This is a genomic window from Rhizobium vallis (assembly GCF_003985155.1).
GTDB classification, from domain to species: domain Bacteria; phylum Pseudomonadota; class Alphaproteobacteria; order Rhizobiales; family Rhizobiaceae; genus Rhizobium; species Rhizobium vallis.
Map to the genome: position 1 here is coordinate 142,715 of NZ_ML133694.1, position 18,901 is coordinate 161,615.

The 18,901-nt window shown below is 63.2% G+C and carries 13 protein-coding genes; 10 read left to right on the top strand and 3 right to left on the bottom strand.

Translation table 11 applies throughout. The annotated features are described in order from the left end of the window. Positions 1 to 57: 57 nt before the first annotated feature. The 8 genes from EFQ99_RS23525 (at position 58) to EFQ99_RS23560 (ending at position 11,386) form a co-directional block, all read left to right on the top strand. Positions 58 to 873: an alpha/beta hydrolase fold domain-containing protein gene (locus tag EFQ99_RS23525; RefSeq protein ID WP_126923625.1), complete on the top strand. Its 816-nt coding sequence runs from the start codon at positions 58 to 60 to the stop codon at positions 871 to 873. Between the two features lie 46 nt (positions 874 to 919). Further along, positions 920 to 2,110, top strand: a complete 1,191-nt coding sequence (locus EFQ99_RS23530; RefSeq protein ID WP_126923626.1) for an efflux RND transporter periplasmic adaptor subunit — start codon at positions 920 to 922, stop codon at positions 2,108 to 2,110. Positions 2,111 to 2,225: 115 nt separating this feature from the next. Then, positions 2,226 to 5,426: an efflux RND transporter permease subunit gene (locus EFQ99_RS23535; protein ID WP_126923627.1), complete on the top strand. Its 3,201-nt coding sequence runs from the start codon at positions 2,226 to 2,228 to the stop codon at positions 5,424 to 5,426. A 160-nt stretch (positions 5,427 to 5,586) separates the two neighbouring features. Then, the gene (locus tag EFQ99_RS23540; protein ID WP_126923628.1) at positions 5,587 to 6,498 is read left to right on the top strand and encodes an NAD(P)-dependent oxidoreductase; all 912 of its coding nucleotides are present in this window, start codon (positions 5,587 to 5,589) and stop codon (positions 6,496 to 6,498) included. Positions 6,499 to 6,512: 14 nt separating this feature from the next. After that, a complete protein-coding gene (locus tag EFQ99_RS23545; protein ID WP_126923807.1) occupies positions 6,513 to 8,279 on the top strand; it encodes an IlvD/Edd family dehydratase in 1,767 nt (588 codons plus the stop codon). 143 nt (positions 8,280 to 8,422) lie between these two features. Beyond that, entirely contained in the window at positions 8,423 to 10,240 is a 1,818-nt protein-coding gene (locus EFQ99_RS23550) for a putative bifunctional diguanylate cyclase/phosphodiesterase (RefSeq protein WP_126923629.1), read from the top strand. Between the two features lies 1 nt (position 10,241). After that, entirely contained in the window at positions 10,242 to 10,541 is a 300-nt protein-coding gene (locus EFQ99_RS23555; RefSeq protein ID WP_126923630.1) for a hypothetical protein, read from the top strand. Then, positions 10,538 to 11,386: a GNAT family N-acetyltransferase gene (locus tag EFQ99_RS23560; RefSeq protein WP_126923631.1), complete on the top strand. Its 849-nt coding sequence runs from the start codon at positions 10,538 to 10,540 to the stop codon at positions 11,384 to 11,386. The genes EFQ99_RS23555 and EFQ99_RS23560 overlap by 4 nt, the downstream gene beginning before the upstream one ends. Here the strand turns inward: EFQ99_RS23560 and EFQ99_RS23565 are convergent. Then, positions 11,383 to 12,300 (bottom strand): DMT family transporter, encoded by a 918-nt coding sequence (locus EFQ99_RS23565; protein ID WP_126923632.1) that lies wholly within the window; start codon positions 12,298 to 12,300, stop codon positions 11,383 to 11,385. The two genes, EFQ99_RS23560 and EFQ99_RS23565, sit on opposite strands and share 4 nt — an antisense overlap. A gap of 193 nt (positions 12,301 to 12,493) precedes the next feature. Here EFQ99_RS23565 and EFQ99_RS23570 point away from each other — a divergent pair, with 193 nt between their 5' ends. After that, a complete protein-coding gene (locus EFQ99_RS23570) occupies positions 12,494 to 13,792 on the top strand; it encodes an adenylosuccinate synthase (protein WP_064706018.1) in 1,299 nt (432 codons plus the stop codon). A gap of 60 nt (positions 13,793 to 13,852) precedes the next feature. Then, positions 13,853 to 16,384: a hypothetical protein gene (locus tag EFQ99_RS23575; protein WP_126923633.1), complete on the top strand. Its 2,532-nt coding sequence runs from the start codon at positions 13,853 to 13,855 to the stop codon at positions 16,382 to 16,384. Positions 16,385 to 16,740: 356 nt separating this feature from the next. Here the strand turns inward: EFQ99_RS23575 and rpoH are convergent, their stop codons facing one another. Both rpoH and EFQ99_RS23585 read right to left on the bottom strand, forming a co-directional pair. After that, the gene (gene rpoH / locus EFQ99_RS23580; RefSeq protein ID WP_126923634.1) at positions 16,741 to 17,649 is read right to left on the bottom strand and encodes an RNA polymerase sigma factor RpoH; all 909 of its coding nucleotides are present in this window, start codon (positions 17,647 to 17,649) and stop codon (positions 16,741 to 16,743) included. Positions 17,650 to 17,837: 188 nt separating this feature from the next. Next, complete coding sequence (locus EFQ99_RS23585; RefSeq protein WP_126923635.1) at positions 17,838 to 18,863, bottom strand: RluA family pseudouridine synthase; 1,026 nt, start codon at positions 18,861 to 18,863, stop codon at positions 17,838 to 17,840. Between the last annotated feature and the right edge of the window lie 38 nt (positions 18,864 to 18,901).

Here is an 18,901-nt window from a genome sequence, read left to right on the forward strand (position 1 = left end):
AAATGCAAGCGCCGCGCGTTATCCGCTTATGGCTGGTGCGCAAAAGAGACCGGAACCATGACGGTGGAATGGAAAGATATGATGCTGGACAAGGTGGCCATCGGCCCCGTTTCCGCACGCATCTACCAGGGCGCCGATTACGGCAAGGGTCCGCCGATCGTGCTTTACCTGCATGGCGGCGCATTTCTCGACAGCGAGAAGAACGTCGATCGGCCGGTGGCAATGAGTCTCGCCAAATCAGGCGCCATCGTCGCTGCCGTCGATTACAGCAGCCTGTCCGGCAATCTGTTTCCGAAGGCGCTGGAAGTCTCCTTCTCCGTTTTCACCTATCTCGCCAACAAGCGCGCCGCTGGTCTCGGTGACCGTAAGTCGCTGCTCTTCGTCGCCGGCGAAGAGGCGGGTGGCAATGTCGCCGCCGGCGTGGCGTTGAAGGCGCGCGATCAGATGCCGGATGCGCTCGATGGCCAGGTCCTGATTTCGCCGCTGCTCGATCCGTTCATGGGCACGTCCTCGATCCGCAAGGCTGAAGCGATCGGCATGCGTCAGCGCTGGACGGAGGGCTGGAGCCATTATTTGAGCGGTGGCGGCTGCCATCCTTATGCGGCGCCCTGCCTCTGTTCGCGTCTTGCGGGCGTCGCGCCCGCGCTGATTTTCACTGCCGAGGACGATCCTCTGCACGACGAGACACTTGGTTACGGTGCCCGCCTGAAAAAGGCTGGCGTCGGCGTGCGCCAGCATGTCCTTCCCGCCGGGACAGGTTGGCCCTCGATTTATGGTGGGAAATCCGGGGAAGCGCCCGACTGGCAGGAACACGTCAGCCGTCATTTCGGAAGCTTCCTTCAGGACGTAAGCGTCCAACCGCAATTGCATTGAAGAAGACCTGATATTTCGGCGGCCTGGAGCCGCAAGGAGAGTACTGATGACGTCCAGAAGTAAGCGCTGGGCCCTCGTGGGCGCCGGCATGGGCCTTGTTGCGTCCGTTTCCGGCGCGGCATTGTTTTTCGAATTGCCGATGAGCACGACCGCCACGGCCGCTTCCGCCCCCGCACAGGCTCGCGCTGTGCCGGTGACGGTTGCCGTCGTCGCGGCGCGCGACGTGACGGCCTGGGAGAGTTTCTCCGGCCGTCTCGAAGCCGTCGACCGCGTGCAGGTGCGTTCCCGCGTCGCCGGCGCCATCCAGTCGGTGGCTTTCCGTGAAGGCGCGCTGGTCAAGCAGGGCGACCTGCTTTTCACCATCGACCCCGCTCCCTACCAGGCGAGCGTGGCGCAGGCGCAGGGCCAGGTCGCTTCGGCCGAAGCCAAGGTCAGCCTGGCGCAGACCGAACTCGACCGCGGCCGCAGGCTTTCCGATAACCGCACCATCTCCCAGAGCGATCTCGATCAGCGCCAGAGCACGCTGGCCGAGGCGCAGGCGGGGCTGCGTACGGCGCAGGCCGCCTTGCAGTCGGCCCAGCTCAACCTTGATTATACGCAGGTGCGGGCTCCGGTTTCCGGCCGCATCGGCAAGATCGAGGTTACCGCCGGCAACCTGGTTGCGGACGGCACGGCCTCGCCCGAACTGACGACGCTCGTTTCGGTCGATCCGATCTATGCGAGCTTCAACGCCAGCGAAGAGATGGTGACGCGCGCTCTTGCCCAGCTGCCGCAGACGGACGGCGCCTTGCCTCCGGTCGAGCAGATCCCGGTCGAGGTCGGCACGCTGGCCGACACCGGCACGCCGATCAAGGGCAAGCTGCAACTGATCGGCAACGAGGTCGATGCCTCCAGCGGCACGATCGGCGTGCGCGCCGTCTTCGACAATCCCGGCGGGCGTCTCATTCCCGGCCAGTTCGTGCGGGTGCGCATGGGCCAGCCTAAGGCTGAGAACAAGATCGTCATCAGCGACCGCGCCGTCGGTACGGACCAGGACAAAAGGTTCGTCTTCGTCGTCGATGCCGAGAACAAGGTCGCCTACCGGCAGGTCCAACTCGGCGCGCTGGCTGAAGGTCAGCGAGTGGTCGAAAGCGGCCTGAATGCCGGCGAGACGATCGTCGTCAACGGTCTGCAACGCATCCGTCCTGGTGCTGTCGTCGCACCTCAGATGGAAGAGAAAGTCGCGACCGCGCAGTAAAGACTTCGCCTTCCCCAGGGGAGGACCGATATCCGAAATGATATGACCCGCCGGCGGCTGCCAAACCGCCGGAAAGGGACGTTGCATCCATGTTCACCCCGGAGAGGGCTTTGATATGAACATCTCCAGATTCTTTGTCGACCGCCCGGTCTTTGCCGGTGTCCTTTCGGTCCTCATCGTGGTCGCCGGTCTGATCGGCCTGCGCTCTCTGCCGATCTCCGAATATCCGGAGGTCGTGCCGCCGTCGATCGTCGTGCGCGCCACCTATCCCGGCGCCAACCCGTCGGTCATCGCCGAAACGGTGGCGACGCCGCTCGAAGAGCAGATCAATGGCGTCGAGGGCATGCTTTACATGTCCAGCCAGGCGACATCGGACGGCGTACTCAACGTGACCGTCACCTTCACGCTCGGCACCGACCCCGACAAGGCGCAGCAGCTCGTCCAGAACCGCGTTTCGCAGGCCGAACCGCGCCTGCCGGCCGAAGTCCGTGCCCTCGGCATCACGACGGTCAAGAGCTCGCCCAACTTCATCATGGTCGTCAATCTTGTCTCCGACGGGGACAATCACGACATTACCTATCTTCGCAACTACGCGACGCTCAACGTCAAGGACCGGCTCGCCCGCATCGCAGGCGTCGGCCAGGTGCAGGTCTTCGGCGCCGGCGATTATTCCATGCGTGTCTGGATCGACCCGCAGAAGGCTGCCGAGCACAATCTTGCCGCCAGCGACATCAGCAACGCGATCAGCTCCCAGAACGTCCAGGCCGCGGCCGGCATTATCGGCGCATCGCCGAGCCAGCCGGGTGTGGATCTGCAGCTCAACGTGAATGCCCAGGGCCGCCTGCACACGCCGGAGGAATTCGGCAGCATCATCGTCAAGACGGGCGCTAATGGCGAGATCACCCGCCTTCGCGATGTCGCCCGTATCGAGCTTGGCGCCGCCGACTATACGCTGCGTTCGCTGCTCGACGGCAAACCGGCCGTCGCGGTGGCTGTCCTCCAGGCGCCGGGTTCGAACGCGATCGAGATCGCTGACAATGTGCGCGCCACCATGGATCAGCTGCAGCTCGCCATGCCGCAGGGTGTCAAATACGAGATCGTCTACGATACGACGAAGTTCGTGCGCGCCTCGATCGAGAAGGTCATCGACACGCTGCTCGAAGCGATCGCGCTCGTCGTCCTCGTCGTCATCGTGTTCCTGCAGACGTGGCGCGCCTCGATCATTCCGCTGATCGCCGTTCCGGTGTCGATCATCGGCACCTTCGCGGTCATGTATGTCTTCGGTTTCTCGATCAACGCGCTCAGCCTGTTCGGCCTGGTGCTTGCGATCGGTATCGTCGTCGACGACGCGATCGTGGTGGTCGAAAACGTCGAGCGCAATATCGAGCAAGGCCTGTCGCCGCGGGCTGCCACCTACAAGGCCATGAGGGAAGTCTCCGGTCCGATCGTCGCGATCGCGCTGGTTCTCGTCGCGGTCTTCGTGCCGCTCGCCTTCATCTCCGGCCTGTCGGGCCAGTTCTATCGCCAGTTCGCGCTGACGATCGCAATCTCGACCGTCATCTCGGCCTTCAACTCGCTGACGCTGTCTCCGGCGCTCGCAGCTCTTCTTCTGAAAGGCCATCATCAGCCGAAGGATTGGCTGACGCGGTTCATGGATGCCATCTTCGGCTGGTTCTTCCGCGGCTTCAACCGCGTCTTCGGCGCCGGCTCGAATGCCTACGGCAAGGGTGTCGGCGGCTTGCTGTCGCGCAAGAGCATCGTCATGGTGATCTATCTGGCGCTGGTCGGTGCGACTTACAGCCTATTCAGCACGGTCCCCGGCGGCTTCGTGCCGTCGCAGGACAAGCAGTATCTGATCGGCTTTGCCCAGTTGCCGGATGCCGCAAGCCTCGACCGCACGGAAGACGTCATCAAGCGCATGACCGATATTGCGCTCGCCCAGCCCGGCGTTGCCAATGCGATCGCCTTCCCGGGCCTGTCGATCAACGGCTTCACCAACTCGTCCAATGCCGGCATCGTCTTCGTGACGCTGAAGGACTTCGAGGAGCGCAAGACGCCTGATCTCTCGGGCGGCGCCATCGCCATGGCGCTGAACCAGAAGTTCGGTTCTATCCAGGATGCCTTCATCGCCATGTTCCCGCCGCCGCCGGTCAACGGTCTCGGCACGACGGGCGGTTTCAAGCTGCAGATCGAGGATCGTGCCGGCTTGGGCAATCAGGCGCTCGACGAGGCGACCAAAGCCGTTCTCGGCAAGGCCTATCAGACGCCTGAACTCGCCGGGCTGTTCTCCAGCTTCCAGATCAACGTGCCGCAGCTCTATGCCGATCTCGACCGCGCCAAGGCCGAGCAGCTCGGGGTTTCCGTCACCGACGTCTTCCAGACGCTGCAGATCTATCTGGGTTCGCTCTATGTGAACGACTTCAACGCCTTCGGCCGCACCTACAGCGTCCGCGTGCAGGCCGATGCGAAATTCCGCGCCCAGCCGGAAGATATCGGCCAGTTGAAGGTCCGTTCGGCATCGGGCCAGATGATCCCGCTTTCGGCCCTGCTGAAGGTGGAGCCGAGCACCGGTCCGGAGCGCGCGAACCGCTACAATGGCTTCCTGGCCGCCGACATCAACGGCGGTCCGGCGCCGGGCTTCTCGTCCGGCCAGGCACAGGCGGCCATCGAGAAGATCCTGCACGAGACGCTGCCTGCGGGCATCGACTTCGAATGGACGGATCTGACCTATCAGCAGATCCTTGCCGGCAATTCGAGCATCGTCGTCTTCCCGCTCGCGCTGCTGCTGGTCTTCCTGGTGCTTGCCGCCCAGTATGAAAGCCTGACCCTGCCGCTTGCAATCATCATGATCGTGCCGATGGGTGTTCTGGCTGCGCTAACGGGCGTCTGGCTCACCGGTGGAGACAACAACATCTTCACCCAGATCGGTCTCGTGGTCCTTGTCGGTCTATCGGCGAAGAACGCGATCCTCATCGTCGAGTTCGCCCGCGAACTGGAGTTCGAGGGCAGGACACCGCGCCAGGCTGCGGTCGAGGCCAGCCGCCTGCGTCTTCGCCCGATCCTGATGACCTCCATGGCCTTCATCATGGGCGTCGTGCCGCTCGTCGTCTCCACCGGTGCGGGCGCGGAAATGCGCGCGGCCATGGGCGTCGCGGTCTTTTCGGGCATGATCGGCGTGACCTTCTTCGGCATCTTCATGACGCCGGTGTTCTACGTGCTGCTGCGGCGGCTGACGGGCAACCGTCCGCTCGTCCAGCACAAGCCGGACGAACACAAGGAGGAGGAAGCCGAGGTCATCCGGCTCGCGGCGGAATAAACGGAATTCAACCTTCCTTTGTCGCGTAAATCGGGCGGGAACTTCGGTTCTCGCCCGTATCGTTTTCAAACCATTGGACAAAAATCATCCACGCCCGTCAAAACGGTTTGCAACGCCTGATGAGGGGACTATCAAAGACGGGCAACAGTTGGAGGACTGAATGACAGCTTCGGGTAAAGGTCAGGACGGCAGGCGGATCGCCTTTCTCGGCACCGGCCTGATGGGCGCGCCGATGGCTCGCCGGCTGATCGGCGCAGGCTTCGCCGCCACCGTCTGGAACCGCGACCCAGCCAAGGCCGAGGCGCTGGCGGCGGACGGCGCGGTCTGCGCGGAAACGCCGGCGGATGCGGTCTCGGGCGCCGATGTCGTCATTACCATGCTGACCAATGCCGAGGCGGTGGGGAATGTGCTGTTCGCCCGTGGGGCGGCCGATGCGATGGCGCCTGGCGCCACCGTCATCGACATGAGTTCGATCGCCCCGCATTTTGCCCGCGACCATGCCGCAGGGCTTGCCAAACGCGGCATCCATCATGTCGATGCGCCGGTATCAGGCGGCGTCGTCGGGGCGCAAGCCGGTACGCTCGCGATCATGGCGGGCGGCGATAAGGACGTGATCGACGGGCTTCAGGACATCTTTGCGCCGATGGGACGCGTGACCCGCGTCGGCCCGAGCGGGGCGGGACAGCTTGCCAAGCTCGCCAACCAGCAGATCGTCGCGGTGACGATCGGCGCCGTCGCCGAAGCGATGGTGCTGATCGAAGCGGGTGGCGGCTCGCCGGCGGCCTTTCGGGACGCTATTCGCGGCGGCTTCGCCGAAAGCCGGATCCTCGAACTCCACGGCAAGCGCATGGTCGACCGGCACTTTGCGCCCGGCGGTTCGTCCAGCAACCAGTTGAAGGATCTGAACGCCGCCATGGAAACGGCAAAAGCCCTATCGCTGACACTGCCGCTGACGGCGGCAGTGCATGGCGAATTCGGCGCATTCGTTGCCAATGGCAATGGCGAGAAGGATCACAGCGGCCTGCTTCTCCATCTTGAAGAGAAGAACGGCCGGTCGGGAGGAAAGCAGTGACGGACAGCCAATCGATGAAACGGCGCCTGCGATCGCAGGACTGGTTCGACAATCCAGATCATATCGACATGGCGGCGCTTTATCTCGAGCGTTTCATGAATTACGGCATTACGCCGGAAGAGCTGCGCTCCGGCAAGCCGATCATCGGGATCGCCCAGAGCGGCAGCGATCTGACACCCTGCAACAGGGTACATGTCGAGCTTGCCAAACGGGTGCGCGATGGCATTCGCGATGCGGGCGGCATTCCGATCGAGTTTCCCACGCATCCGATGTTCGAGAACTGCAAGCGTCCGACGGCCGCTCTCGACCGCAATCTCGCCTATCTCGGCCTCGTCGAAATCCTCTATGGCTATCCGCTCGACGGCGTCGTGCTGACCACCGGCTGCGACAAGACCACGCCATCTGCGATCATGGCGGCGTCGACGGTCGATATTCCTGCCATCGTCCTCTCCGGTGGGCCGATGCTCGACGGCTGGCATGAAGGGGAACTGGCCGGCTCCGGCACGGTGATCTGGCGGATGCGGCGGAAATATGCGGCCGGCGAGATCGATCGGGAGGAATTCCTGCAGGCAGCGCTCGATTCCGCACCTTCGGTCGGCCACTGCAACACGATGGGAACCGCTTCGACGATGAATGCGCTGGCCGAAGCGCTCGGCCTTTCGCTGACCGGGTGCGGCGCCATTCCGGCGGCTTATCGCGAGCGCGGTCAGATGGCCTATCGCACCGGACGGCGTGCCGTCGAGATCGTGTTCGAGGACCTGAAACCGTCGGACATCCTGACGCGCGAGGCTTTCCTCAATGCGATCCGCACCAATTCGGCGATCGGTGGCTCGACCAATGCGCAGCCGCATCTGGCCGCCATGGCGAAACACGCCGGCGTCGAACTCCATCCCGACGACTGGCAGGTGCACGGCTTCGATATCCCATTGCTTGCCAATGTCCAGCCGGCGGGCGCCTATCTCGGCGAGCGCTATCATCGCGCCGGCGGCACGCCGGCGATCATGTGGGAGCTGCTGCAGGCCGGAAAGCTCGACGGCAACTGTCGCACGGTGACGGGCAGGACGATGGCCGAGAATCTAGAAGGGCGCGATGCCAGCGACCGCGAGGTCATCCGGCCGTTCGGCGAGCCGCTGAAGGAGCGGGCGGGTTTCCTCGTCCTCAAGGGCAATCTCTTCGATTTCGCCATCATGAAGATGAGCGTCGTCTCGGAGGATTTCCGCCGGCGCTACCTTCAGGAGCCCGGGCGGGAAGGCATCTTCGAAGGCAAGGCGGTGGTTTTCGACGGTTCGGAGGATTATCACAAGCGCATCAACGATCCCGAACTCGGTATCGACGAGAACACCATCCTCGCCATCCGCGGCGCGGGGCCGATCGGTTGGCCGGGTTCGGCCGAGGTCGTCAACATGCAGCCGCCGGACCATCTTCTCAGGAAGGGCATCCTCAGCCTGCCGACGATCGGTGACGGCCGCCAGTCCGGCACCGCAGACAGCCCCTCGATCCTCAACGCCTCACCGGAGAGTGCCGCCGGCGGTGGCCTCGCATGGCTTCGTAGCGGCGACGTTATCCGCATCGACTTCAATGAGGGGCGCTGCGACATGCTGGTCGAGGACGCTGAGATCGAACGGCGCAAGGGCGACGGCATTCCGGCGGTGCCGGCGGATGCGACGCCGTGGCAGCGGATATACCGGCGCTCGGTCACGCAGTTGTCTGACGGCGCGGTGCTGGAAGGGGCGGCCGATTTCCGACAGATCGCCAAAACGCCGCCGCGGCACAACCACTGATTTGGAGATTGGCGGCTTTAACAGGTCAGACTGCAACCCCCTTGATCCAAAAGGGGAATGCCGTAACGAACAGTTCACCTAGTAACTAGTTCGGCCATTGGGACAAGCCTTCATTAATGCCGGCTTGAGACCATATTGCAAATATGCAAGTTGCCAAGGCTGAGACCGCGTTGCCAGAAAACAAAGCCACACGATCCGAACATGAGTTTCAGGATCTTCTGCGCCGTCTCGAACTCGCCCTCGATGCATCCCGGATCGGTGTCTGGGAGCACAGCATCGCCAAGGACGGGATCTTGTGGGATGCGCAGATGCATCGGCTCTACGAGACTGGCGAGACATGCCGGAATGTGCCGTCATGGCTCTGGTCGAATGCGATCCATCCCGACGATCGCGAGCGGGCCGAGCGCGACTTCGATCAGGCGATCGCGGCGCGGGGTGCTTACAATTCGCAATTCCGTATCGTGCTGCCGAGCGGCGAAATCCGTCATCTGCGCTCGCGCGCGCATTTCTACGTGGATGCGGAGGGTCTGCCCTCCTTCATCGGCGCCGAATGGGATGTGACTTCAGACGTCCAGCTGAATGCGGAACTGGCGCGGCAGAAGGTGGTGGCCGAAGCGCGAGCGCTGGCGCTCGAAGAAAGCAATGCCCGCATCGAGCATGTCGCCGATCACGACTATCTCACCGGCCTGCCGAACCGGCGCCTTCTCGACAAGCGACTGGCGGAGCTGCCGTCAGACAAGAGCATCACCACGCTTGGCGTGCTGCATCTCGATCTCGACCAGTTCAAGCAGATCAATGACAGCCACGGCCATGCGGCCGGCGACGCGGTGCTGAGGGCGGCAGCCCTTCGCATCACCGCCGCCATTCCTGCCAATGGCATGGTCGCCCGCGTCGGCGGTGACGAATTCGTCATCGTGCTGGTCAATTTCACTGATCTCGCCGAATTGAAGCTGATCACCGAGGACCTGCAGCGCCGGCTGCGGAAGAAGATCCGCTTTGGCGACGAGATGCTGCAATCCGGCGCCTCGATCGGCGTTTCCTGGAGCGGCGATCGGCGGGTGCGCAACCTGCTTGCCGAATCCGATCTCGCCCTCTACCAGGCCAAGAAGCTCGGACGAAACCGCGTCGAATTCTTCACACGGCAATTGCAGGAGGACCTGCGCTCCAAGCGCCGCCTCGCCGAGGAGCTGAAGCTCGGGCTGGAGCGCGGCGAGATCGTTCCCTATTATCAGGTGCAGCTCGATGCCCGCACGCGGGAGGTCATCGGCTTCGAGGCGCTGGCGCGCTGGAAACACCCGGAGAAGGGTGTGCTCGCTCCCGGCATATTCCTGAAGATCGCCGACGAGCATGGGCTTTCGGCTGATATCGACGCGGCGATCCTGAAAAGCGTTCTCCAAGACCGGCTGTTGTGGCTGTTGCGCGGCGTTACGGTCCCCCGCATCGCCGTCAATATCTCGGCGTCGCGTCTTGCCGACCCGGCGCTGCTCGGCAAGCTCAGGAAACTCGACATTCCGCCCGGCGTAATTGCCTTCGAGCTGATCGAGACGATTTTCCTCGACGACAGTGACGAGAAGCTGCTCGAGCATATCGGCGACATCAAGCAGATGGGCATCGACATCGAGATCGACGATTTCGGATCGGGCCACGCCTCGCTCATCGGCCTCGTCAAGCTGCGGCCGAAACGGCTGAAGATCGACCGGCAGCTTGTCACCGAGGTCGTCAGTTCCGCCGAGCAGCGGCGCGTGGTGGGCTCGATCGTGGAAATCGCCAAGGCGCTCGATGTCGAGGTGATCGCGGAGGGTATCGAGACCGAGGCGCATGCCGTCGTGCTGGCGCAGCTCGGCTGTGACGGCCTGCAGGGTTATGCGTTCGGTTATCCCGCACCGGCGGCCGAGCTGGACCGGCTCTTTTCATCGCTGACGAGCGGGATCGAAAAGCAGAAGGCCGCGATGGGCGGCTGAAATGCTTTCCCGCCGTTCAAACCGGAAAGGCGGCATCTTTTCGGTGCGACGTTTTGTTTCGCATCGGCAGGAAGACAATTGGCGCGCAAGTAATTTTCTTGAGCTTGCAACGGCATTGTTTCATGGTAATGCGGAAACGAAGTTTTCTGTATTGCATCGAAAAATGATTATACGCGTCATCATGACCATGAGCGCGGGTTTCTCCATCATTGGCTGGTGCAATCGGAGAGCGGGGCCTGACAACTGCTTTGCTGTTGCCGGGATGGACTTGCGGGACATTCAATCTGGGAAAGTCGCATGAATTCGGAATTTGCCGTTCGTTCAATGCGGCCCGGCGAACTGGAGCTCGTGCTCGAATGGGCGCGTCAGGAGGGTTGGAACCCGGGGCTTGATGATTCGCTCGCGTTCCTCGAGGCCGATCCATCCGGATTTTTCGTCGGCTCCATCGGTGAAGTTCCCGTCGGCTCGATCTCGGTCGTCAAATATGGCGACAGTTTCGCCTTTCTCGGCCTCTACATCGTTCATCCCGATTTTCGCGGCAAGGGTTACGGCAAGGCGATCTGGGAAGCGGGCGTCGCCACGGCAGAGGGCCGGACGATCGGCCTCGACGGCGTTGCCGCGCAGCAGGAAAGCTACCGCAAGGCCGGCTTCGAGCCCGCCTATACCACCATCCGCTACGGCGGCGTCGCCACCTCGCTGCCAGTCTCGACGCTCGCCGCGCAGCCGGTGCTGGATACGCGCCTCGAAGGTTTGCAGCGTTATGATTCGGCGATCTTTCCCGGGCCGCGGGATGCCTTCCTCGCCGCCTGGTGCACCGCCCGCAAGGGACGCCGCTCGGCAGTGGCGCGTAAGAGCCACAAGATCCGCGGTTACGGCACGATCCGCCGCTGTTATGAAGGCTACAAGATCGGTCCGCTCTTTGCCAATGACGCCGACAGCGCCGCCGCACTTCTTGCCGAACTAATCCCGGAAGCGAAGGGGGCGGCGATCTTCATCGATATCCCCGCGGAAAACCGCGAGGCGATAGCGCTTGCCGAAAGCATCGGCCTTCAGCCGGTTTTCGAGACTGCGCGCATGTATCGCGGACCGGCGCCGGCCATTCCGCTGAAACACGTCTTCGGCGTGACGACGCTGGAGCTCGGCTAGTCGATCGGCGAGGCGGGTACCGTTGGCGCGGAAGCCTTCGGTCGGCCCCTTTCGGCGATCGCGATACCGCCCAAGGTCAGCACCAATGCGATCATGTGGAAAGACTGGAGCCGCTCGCCGATCAGGGCGACGGAAAGCAGCGTCCCGAATACCGGCACCAGATTGATGAAAAGGCCGGCGCGGTTGGCGCCGAGTGCCTCGACGCCCTTGATATAGAGGATCTGCGCCAGCAGCGAGGGGAAGATCGCCGTATAGAGGGTAATGCTCCAGCCGGCCTGGTCCGGCCACTGCGCCGCACCCCGGGCAATCTCCCAGAGGAGCAGCGGCACCGAGGTCAGCATGGCGGCGAAGGCCGGGAAAGCCATGAGCGTGCGCCAGTCGACCGGCGGTTTCCAGCGCAGAAAGATCGTGTAGAAGGAATAGGCAGCGATGGCGATCAGCATCAGCCCGTCGCCGCGGTTGAGCTGCAGCTGCAGCAGCGTGGCGAGGTCGCCATGGGCGGCCGTGAGCGCGACACCCACCAGCGTCATGCCGAAGCCGAGACATTGCGCCAGCGAGATGCCGGTGCGGAAAAAGAAGAAATTCAGCAGGAAGATCAGCATCGGAATGCCGGCCTGCTCGATGGCGACGTTGATGGCCGTCGTATATTGCACCGCCGAGTAAAGCATGGCGTTGAAGAGGGTGTAGCCGATGGCGCCGTAGCAGAGGAGCAGCGGCAAGTTTTTCCGCGCCAGCGGCCAATCTTTCTTCAGCTGCGGCACTGAGATCAGGGCGATCAGCGAGACGGCGAGGAACCAGCGCAGGAAGGTCAGCATCATCGGGCTGATATGGCCGACCGCGAGCTTGCCGGCGACTGAGTTGCCGCCCCAGCAAAGGGTGGCAATGACGAGGCAGATATAGGCCGTGGCTTGCAAGAGCGTTTCTTTCCCGTCTTTCCGCGATCGCCGGGCGGCGCTTTCCAAGCGGCAATAGCCCGCCGGCTGCTGATTTGTCACGTAAAAAGCCCAATCGGCTGCGACAACAGGGTCGCTTTCCCAAAAACAAAGCTTTATAGATGCGCGGGTTTGGGCAGATGCGCATTTTTGCGCCGGTAACAGGAAGAGTTGGATGACGAACGTAGTCGTGGTCGGTTCGCAATGGGGTGACGAAGGCAAGGGCAAGATTGTCGACTGGCTTTCCGAACGTGCGGATATCGTCGTGCGCTATCAGGGCGGACACAATGCCGGCCATACGCTCGTCATCGACGGTACGAGCTACAAGCTCTCGCTGCTGCCGTCCGGCGTCGTGCGCCCGGGCAAGATGGCGGTGATCGGCAACGGCGTCGTCGTCGATCCGCATGCCCTGATCGCCGAGATCGGCCGACTGGAGGCGCAGGGCGTGACGGTTACGCCTGACAATCTGCGCATTGCAGACAATGCGACGCTCATCCTGTCGCTGCATCGCGAGCTCGACGCGATGCGCGAGGATGCGGCATCGAACAGTGGCACCAAGATCGGCACCACGCGCCGCGGCATCGGCCCGGCCTATGAAGACAAGGTCGGCCGTCGCGCCATCCGCGTCATGGATCTCGCCGATCTCGACAGCCTTTCCGGCAAGGTCGACCGTATTCTGACCCATCACAACGCGCTTCGCCGCGGCCTCGGTGTCGCCGAAGTCAGCCACCAGGCGATCATGGAGGAGCTGACCTCGATCGCCGATCGGGTGCTGCCGTTCCGTGATACCGTTTGGCTCTTCCTTGACAAGGAGCGCCGCAAGGGCGCCCGCATCCTGTTCGAAGGCGCGCAGGGCAGCTTGCTCGACATCGACCATGGCACCTATCCTTTTGTGACCTCGTCGAACACAGTGGCCGGTCAGGCTGCCGCCGGTTCGGGCATGGGGCCTGGTTCGCTCGGCTATATCCTCGGCATCACCAAGGCCTACACGACACGTGTTGGCGAAGGCCCGTTCCCGACCGAGCTCACGGATGAGATCGGCCAGTTCCTCGGCGAAAAGGGGCATGAATTCGGGACCGTGACCGGACGCAAGCGTCGCTGCGGCTGGTTCGATGCCGCGCTGGTGCGCCAGTCGGTTGCCACCAACGGCATCACCGGCATCGCGCTCACCAAGCTCGATGTGCTCGATGGCCTCGAAGAACTGAAGATCTGCGTCGGTTACATGCTCGACGGCGAACAGATTGATCATCTTCCCGCAAGCCAGGGAGCGCAAGCTAGGGTCGAACCGATCTATGTCACGCTGGAGGGATGGAAGGAATCGACCGTGGGCGCCCGCAGCTGGGCGGATCTTCCGGCACAGGCGATCAAGTATGTTCGCCAGGTCGAAGAACTGATCGGGGCGCCTGTCGCGCTCCTTTCCACCAGCCCTGAGCGGGATGACACGATACTTGTGACCGATCCGTTTGAGGACTAAGCTCGCGGGTCACTATAGGGGATAGTTCGGGAGAATGCCGGACTTCTTGAGAAAGTACTGATGGCGGATTTTATTGCAGTTATTCGGCGGGCCGTCGACGGCCTGGCTGAAAACACCCCAGAGATGCGGGTGAAAGTCTACGACCGTGCTCGCGGCGCAGTGCAGCGGCAGCTCGAGAACATGAAGCCGCGTCCGCCGGAAGCCATGCTGCAACGCCAGCTTGAAAAGCTCGAGGCCGCCATCCGCGAAGTGGAAGGCGAACATTCCGAGGCGCTGCTGCTCGACGAGCCGGTTGCCGCCGTCACTGCGCTGGAATCCTCGGAGGAACAGACGGTTCGCGACGAAAGCGAACCGACGCCTGCGCCTGTTGTCGAAGAGCCTGCTTACGAAGCCTCTGCGGAACCGCAGGCGGTCGAGCCCGTCGACGAGCCGGATCACGTGGAAGCTGCCGCGCCGCAGGAGCCTCAGGAAGAGCTCGCGGACGAGGAACTGCTCGCCGAGGAAGCGGCCAGCCTCCCGGAGACGTCTGTTGCGGCCGAGGCCACCGGTCCCGCGGAGGCAGAGACAGCCGTTCCTGCCGAAACATACTGGCATCCCTCGCATGAAGAGGAAGCGCCGGCCGAGGAATGGCATGCCGGCGAGAGGCACGAGCTCGCTGCCGAGGCTGCGCCTGAAGAAGATGAGCGCTGGGAGCCGCCTGCCGAGCATCGCGACGAAGAAGCCGGCGAATATCACCCCGACGAGCAGCATGCCGCAGAGGCCGAAGAACTCGCGGCCGAACCGGCGACGGTGGAAAGCGAGGAGCCGGCTGGAGAGAAGGCGTACGAGCCTATCGACTCGTCCCAACGCGTCGCGCGCGGGCTAGACCATGCTGTCCATCGCCTGGTGGAGCCGGTCGCTGAATTCGATCGTCCGCAGGAATTCGTCGAGCACAGCCGCGAGGAGCCGCTGCAGGCCGATGCCGCAGCGCATTTCGATCCCATCTGGAGCGAGCCCGTCGCCGAGACGCCCGCTCCGGCGCCGAAAGATGCCGAGACCGAATGGGCGGAAGAGGAACTCCGGCAATATTCGGAAACGGCGCCGGTCACCGCCGACGTCTCGGCGCGCGCCTTCGAAGAGGTGATATCGAGCCTCGAAAAAGCCGCGCCTGCGGCCGTCATGCCGACAGCCAAGGAAAGTTTCTCCTGGGAGACGGCCGCCTTCGACGATCTGCCGCCGATTGACGCGGGCAGCAACAAGAAGACGCCGGTGGCCTCGCATTTCGACGATGTCGATATCTTCGCGGAAGTGCATGACGGCAAGCCGGCGGCTGCGGCCGGCGCACCGAGCCAGGACTGGCGCGAGGCAAAGGCGCTGCGCGGTTACGACCGGCGCGGTTCTGTTGCCGCCGACGACGATGACACCAATCCGGGAATGGATATCGACCAGATGGTCGCCTCCAAGCTCCAGGGCAAGAGTTTCCGCATGGAGCCGAAGCGCCGCCGCTTCGGCATCGGCACGGTGATCACGCTTCTCTTTGCACTCATCCTGATCGGCGGCGGCGCCTATGCCGGCTGGACGAACAGGGAGGCGCTGGTGGCGATGGTCGACGGGCTCGTCAGCTCGGCCCCGTCGCAAGCGACGAGGAACGAGGCGACGACGGCGCCGGCGCCGGCGGGATCCGCGACGCCTGCTACGCCAAGTGCCCCGACCCCGAGTGCTACGACGCCTGCCAAGCCAGCGACCGAGCCGGGAGCGCAGAATACTCCGGCGCCGCCAGCGCAGCCGAACCAGCAAGTGGCGTCACTGAACAATGATGGCACAGCTGCCAATTCCAAGTTTACGCAGCGGCTGCTCGCCGATGGAACCGAGGTCGACAGTGGGGCGGCGACCGTGCCGGGAACGCCAACCGCCGAAGGCAAATCGGTCGCCGAACAGAATGTCGCCTCAGCCGATACGCCGCCCGCCAGCGCGCAGAGCGATGTAGCGCCCGCCGAAACCCTGACGCCCAACGGCCCGGCGGCATCGCCGCAGCAGACCGCACCGGTCGGCTCGTCGGAAAAGATGTTCCTCTACGAGGAGCGTATCGGCCAGAGCTCGCCGACGGCGATCGAAGGATCGGTCGTTTGGAGCGTGCAGCACGAGACAGGCCAGGGCGGCCGACAGGAGGCAACGGTGCAAGGTAACGTCACCGTTCCCGAGCGCAATCTCTCGGCTCTCGTCACCTTCAAGCGCAATTCCGATCCGTCACTGCCGGCAAGCCATCTCGTCGAGATCGTCTTTTCGGTTCCGCCGAATTTCGAAGGCGGCAGCATCGATAGCGTCCAGCGCATCTCGATGAAGCGCACCGAGCAGGATCGCGGCGACGCGCTGATTGCGGTGCCGGCCAAGATCACCGACGATTTCCATATGATCGCGCTCAATGACTATCCTGATGCGCGCAAGGCCAATCTCGATCTGATGTCGACCCGCAACTGGATCGATATCCCGATCACCTACCGCAATGGCCGTCGCGCGCTGCTGACGATGGAAAAGGGCGGCTCGGGAACGGACGCGTTCAACACCGCGATCAAGGAATGGACTGCGCTCGGGGATGTCTCGACGAACCAGTGATAGTGTTTGTGGGCGGGTGAGTGGGCTTCATTGCCTTTCGCATGCGTTCAAGGCATTCGCTCCTCGCGTCGCTCACCCCCTCATCGCCTCGCTTATCGCTCCGGCACTTCTCCCCGCTGGGGAGAAGAGGTTTGCCGCAGCGCCTCGCTCCCTCTGAAACCGTTTGTGTTGGAATGCCGGCTGCGCCTTGCTGTGAAGAAGGATCGCGGCGGCGCGTCATCTCCTCTTCTCCCCAGCGGGGAGAAGGTGCCGGCAGGCGGATGAGGGGGCCGCACGGCACGCCCTCCAATTGATCAAATAAAAACGCCACCTCCCACGTCGGAGAGGTGGCGTTCCCAATCTTGACCTCGGACCAATCAGGCCGTGGCTTCTACGACGCGGACGGCTTTGGCGCGTTCCAGGGCTTCCTTGCGAACGGCATCCTGAACTTTTTCGAAAGCACGGACCTCGATCTGGCGGACGCGTTCGCGGCTGATGTCGAATTCAGACGAAAGGTCTTCCAGCGTCACCGGATCCTCGGCGAGGCGGCGAGCCTCGAAGATGCGGCGTTCGCGCTCGTTCAGCACGCTCATCGCTTTCGCCAGCATGCGCCGGCGAGTGTCGAGCTCATCCTGTTCGATCAGCACGTCTTCCTGGCTGTCATGGTCGTCCACCAGCCAATCCTGCCACTGGCCGCTGTCGCCTTCGGCCGCCTTGATCGGCGCGTTCAGCGATGCGTCGCCGGAGAGGCGGCGGTTCATCGAAATGACCTCCTCCTCCGAGACGTTCAGCTTGGTGGCGATTTCCGAGACATGCTCCGGCTTCAGATCGCCGTCGTCGATCGCCTGGATGCGGCCTTTCAGCCGGCGCAGGTTGAAGAACAGGCGCTTCTGGTTGGCGGTCGTGCCCATCTTCACCAGCGACCACGAGCGCAGGATATATTCCTGGATCGAGGCCTTGATCCACCACATGGCGTAGGTGGCGAGGCGGAAGCCGCGTTCGGCATCGAACTTCTTGACGGCCTGCATCAGGCCGACATTGCCCTCGGACACGACTTCGCCGATCGGCAGGCCGTAGCCGCGATAACCCATGGCGATCTTCGCGACGAGGCGAAGATGGCTGGTGACGAGCTTGTGGGCGGCATCACGATCGCCATGCTCGGCATAACGCTTGGCGAGCATGTATTCCTGCTGCGGCTCGAGCATCGGAAATTTGCGGATTTCGTCGAGATAACGATTGAGACCGGCTTCGCCGGCGGTAATGGACGGCAAGGTATTTCGGGCCATAGTGCACCCTCCTAAAGTGGATTCCGGTTCCCGATGGAAACGCGCCCCCGCGTTGAAAAGGCAAACCGGGACGTGCGGCTCTCTACCCAAGCCCGCACTAAGTCCATGTACAGATAAGTATGGCAAAACGGCGATTCAAGGTGCCGCTCACGCAGGTGTGAGCGGCAGGGCGGCGTCCGAAGCCGCGTTTATCGCCGCAATGCGTCGACCAGTTCTACCATGTCATCCGGCAGCGGGACCTCGAAATGCATGACTTCGCCGGTGCGGGGGTGCTCGAACTGCAGCATGAAGGCGTGCAGCGCCTGGCGGCGGAAACCGTTGACGACCTTGCGGATCTCGTCAGGCAGAATATTGGCCTTGGTCTTGAAGCCGGCGCCATAGACCGTGTCGCCAAGCAAGGGGTGGCCGATATGGGCCATGTGGACACGGATCTGGTGCGTGCGGCCGGTTTCGAGATGGCACTCGACCAGCGAGGCAAGCGCGGTGGCGTCAGGTTTCTCCTGGAAGCGCTCGATCACCTCGTAATGGGTGATCGCCTCGTCGGCGTCATGGCTGTCCGGGCGCTTGACAGCGCGACGTGTGCGGTCCCCGGTGGCGCGGCCGAGCGGCGCGTCGACCGTGCCCGACAAAGAGCGCGGCCGGCCCCAGACGACGGCCTGATAGGCACGCTCCAGCGGCATGGTGCGGCCGTGATCGGCAAATTGAAGCGAGAGGTGGCGATGGGAGATGTCGTTCTTGGCGACGACCATCACGCCCGTCGTATCCTTGTCGAGACGATGGACGATGCCGGGGCGGCGCACGCCGCCGATGCCGGAGAGCGTATCGCCGCAATGGTGGATCAGCGCATTGACCAGCGTGCCCGTCCAGTTACCGGCGCCGGGATGAACCACGAGGCCGGCCGGTTTCGATATGACGATGAGGTCTTCGTCTTCGTGGAGAATATCGAGCGGGATGTCTTCGCCCCGCGGCGTCGGGTCCTCCGGCTCGGGCAGGGTGATCTCGAAACTGTCGCCGACGCGCACCTTGCGCTGCGGGTCGGTGACGGGCTCGCCGCGCATGAAAACCAGGCCGTCCTTGATCAGCACCTTGACGCGGCTGCGGGAAAATTCCTCGCCGAGCTGCGCCGTCAGCCAGGCATCGAGCCGGCCTTCAGCGGTTTCATCGGCGGTCAGGACTTTTCTAATGCCGGCTGCTTGTTTAAAGGGGTCGCTCAAGACGCTTCTTCTCCGAAGTATTTTTAGAACGGAACGCA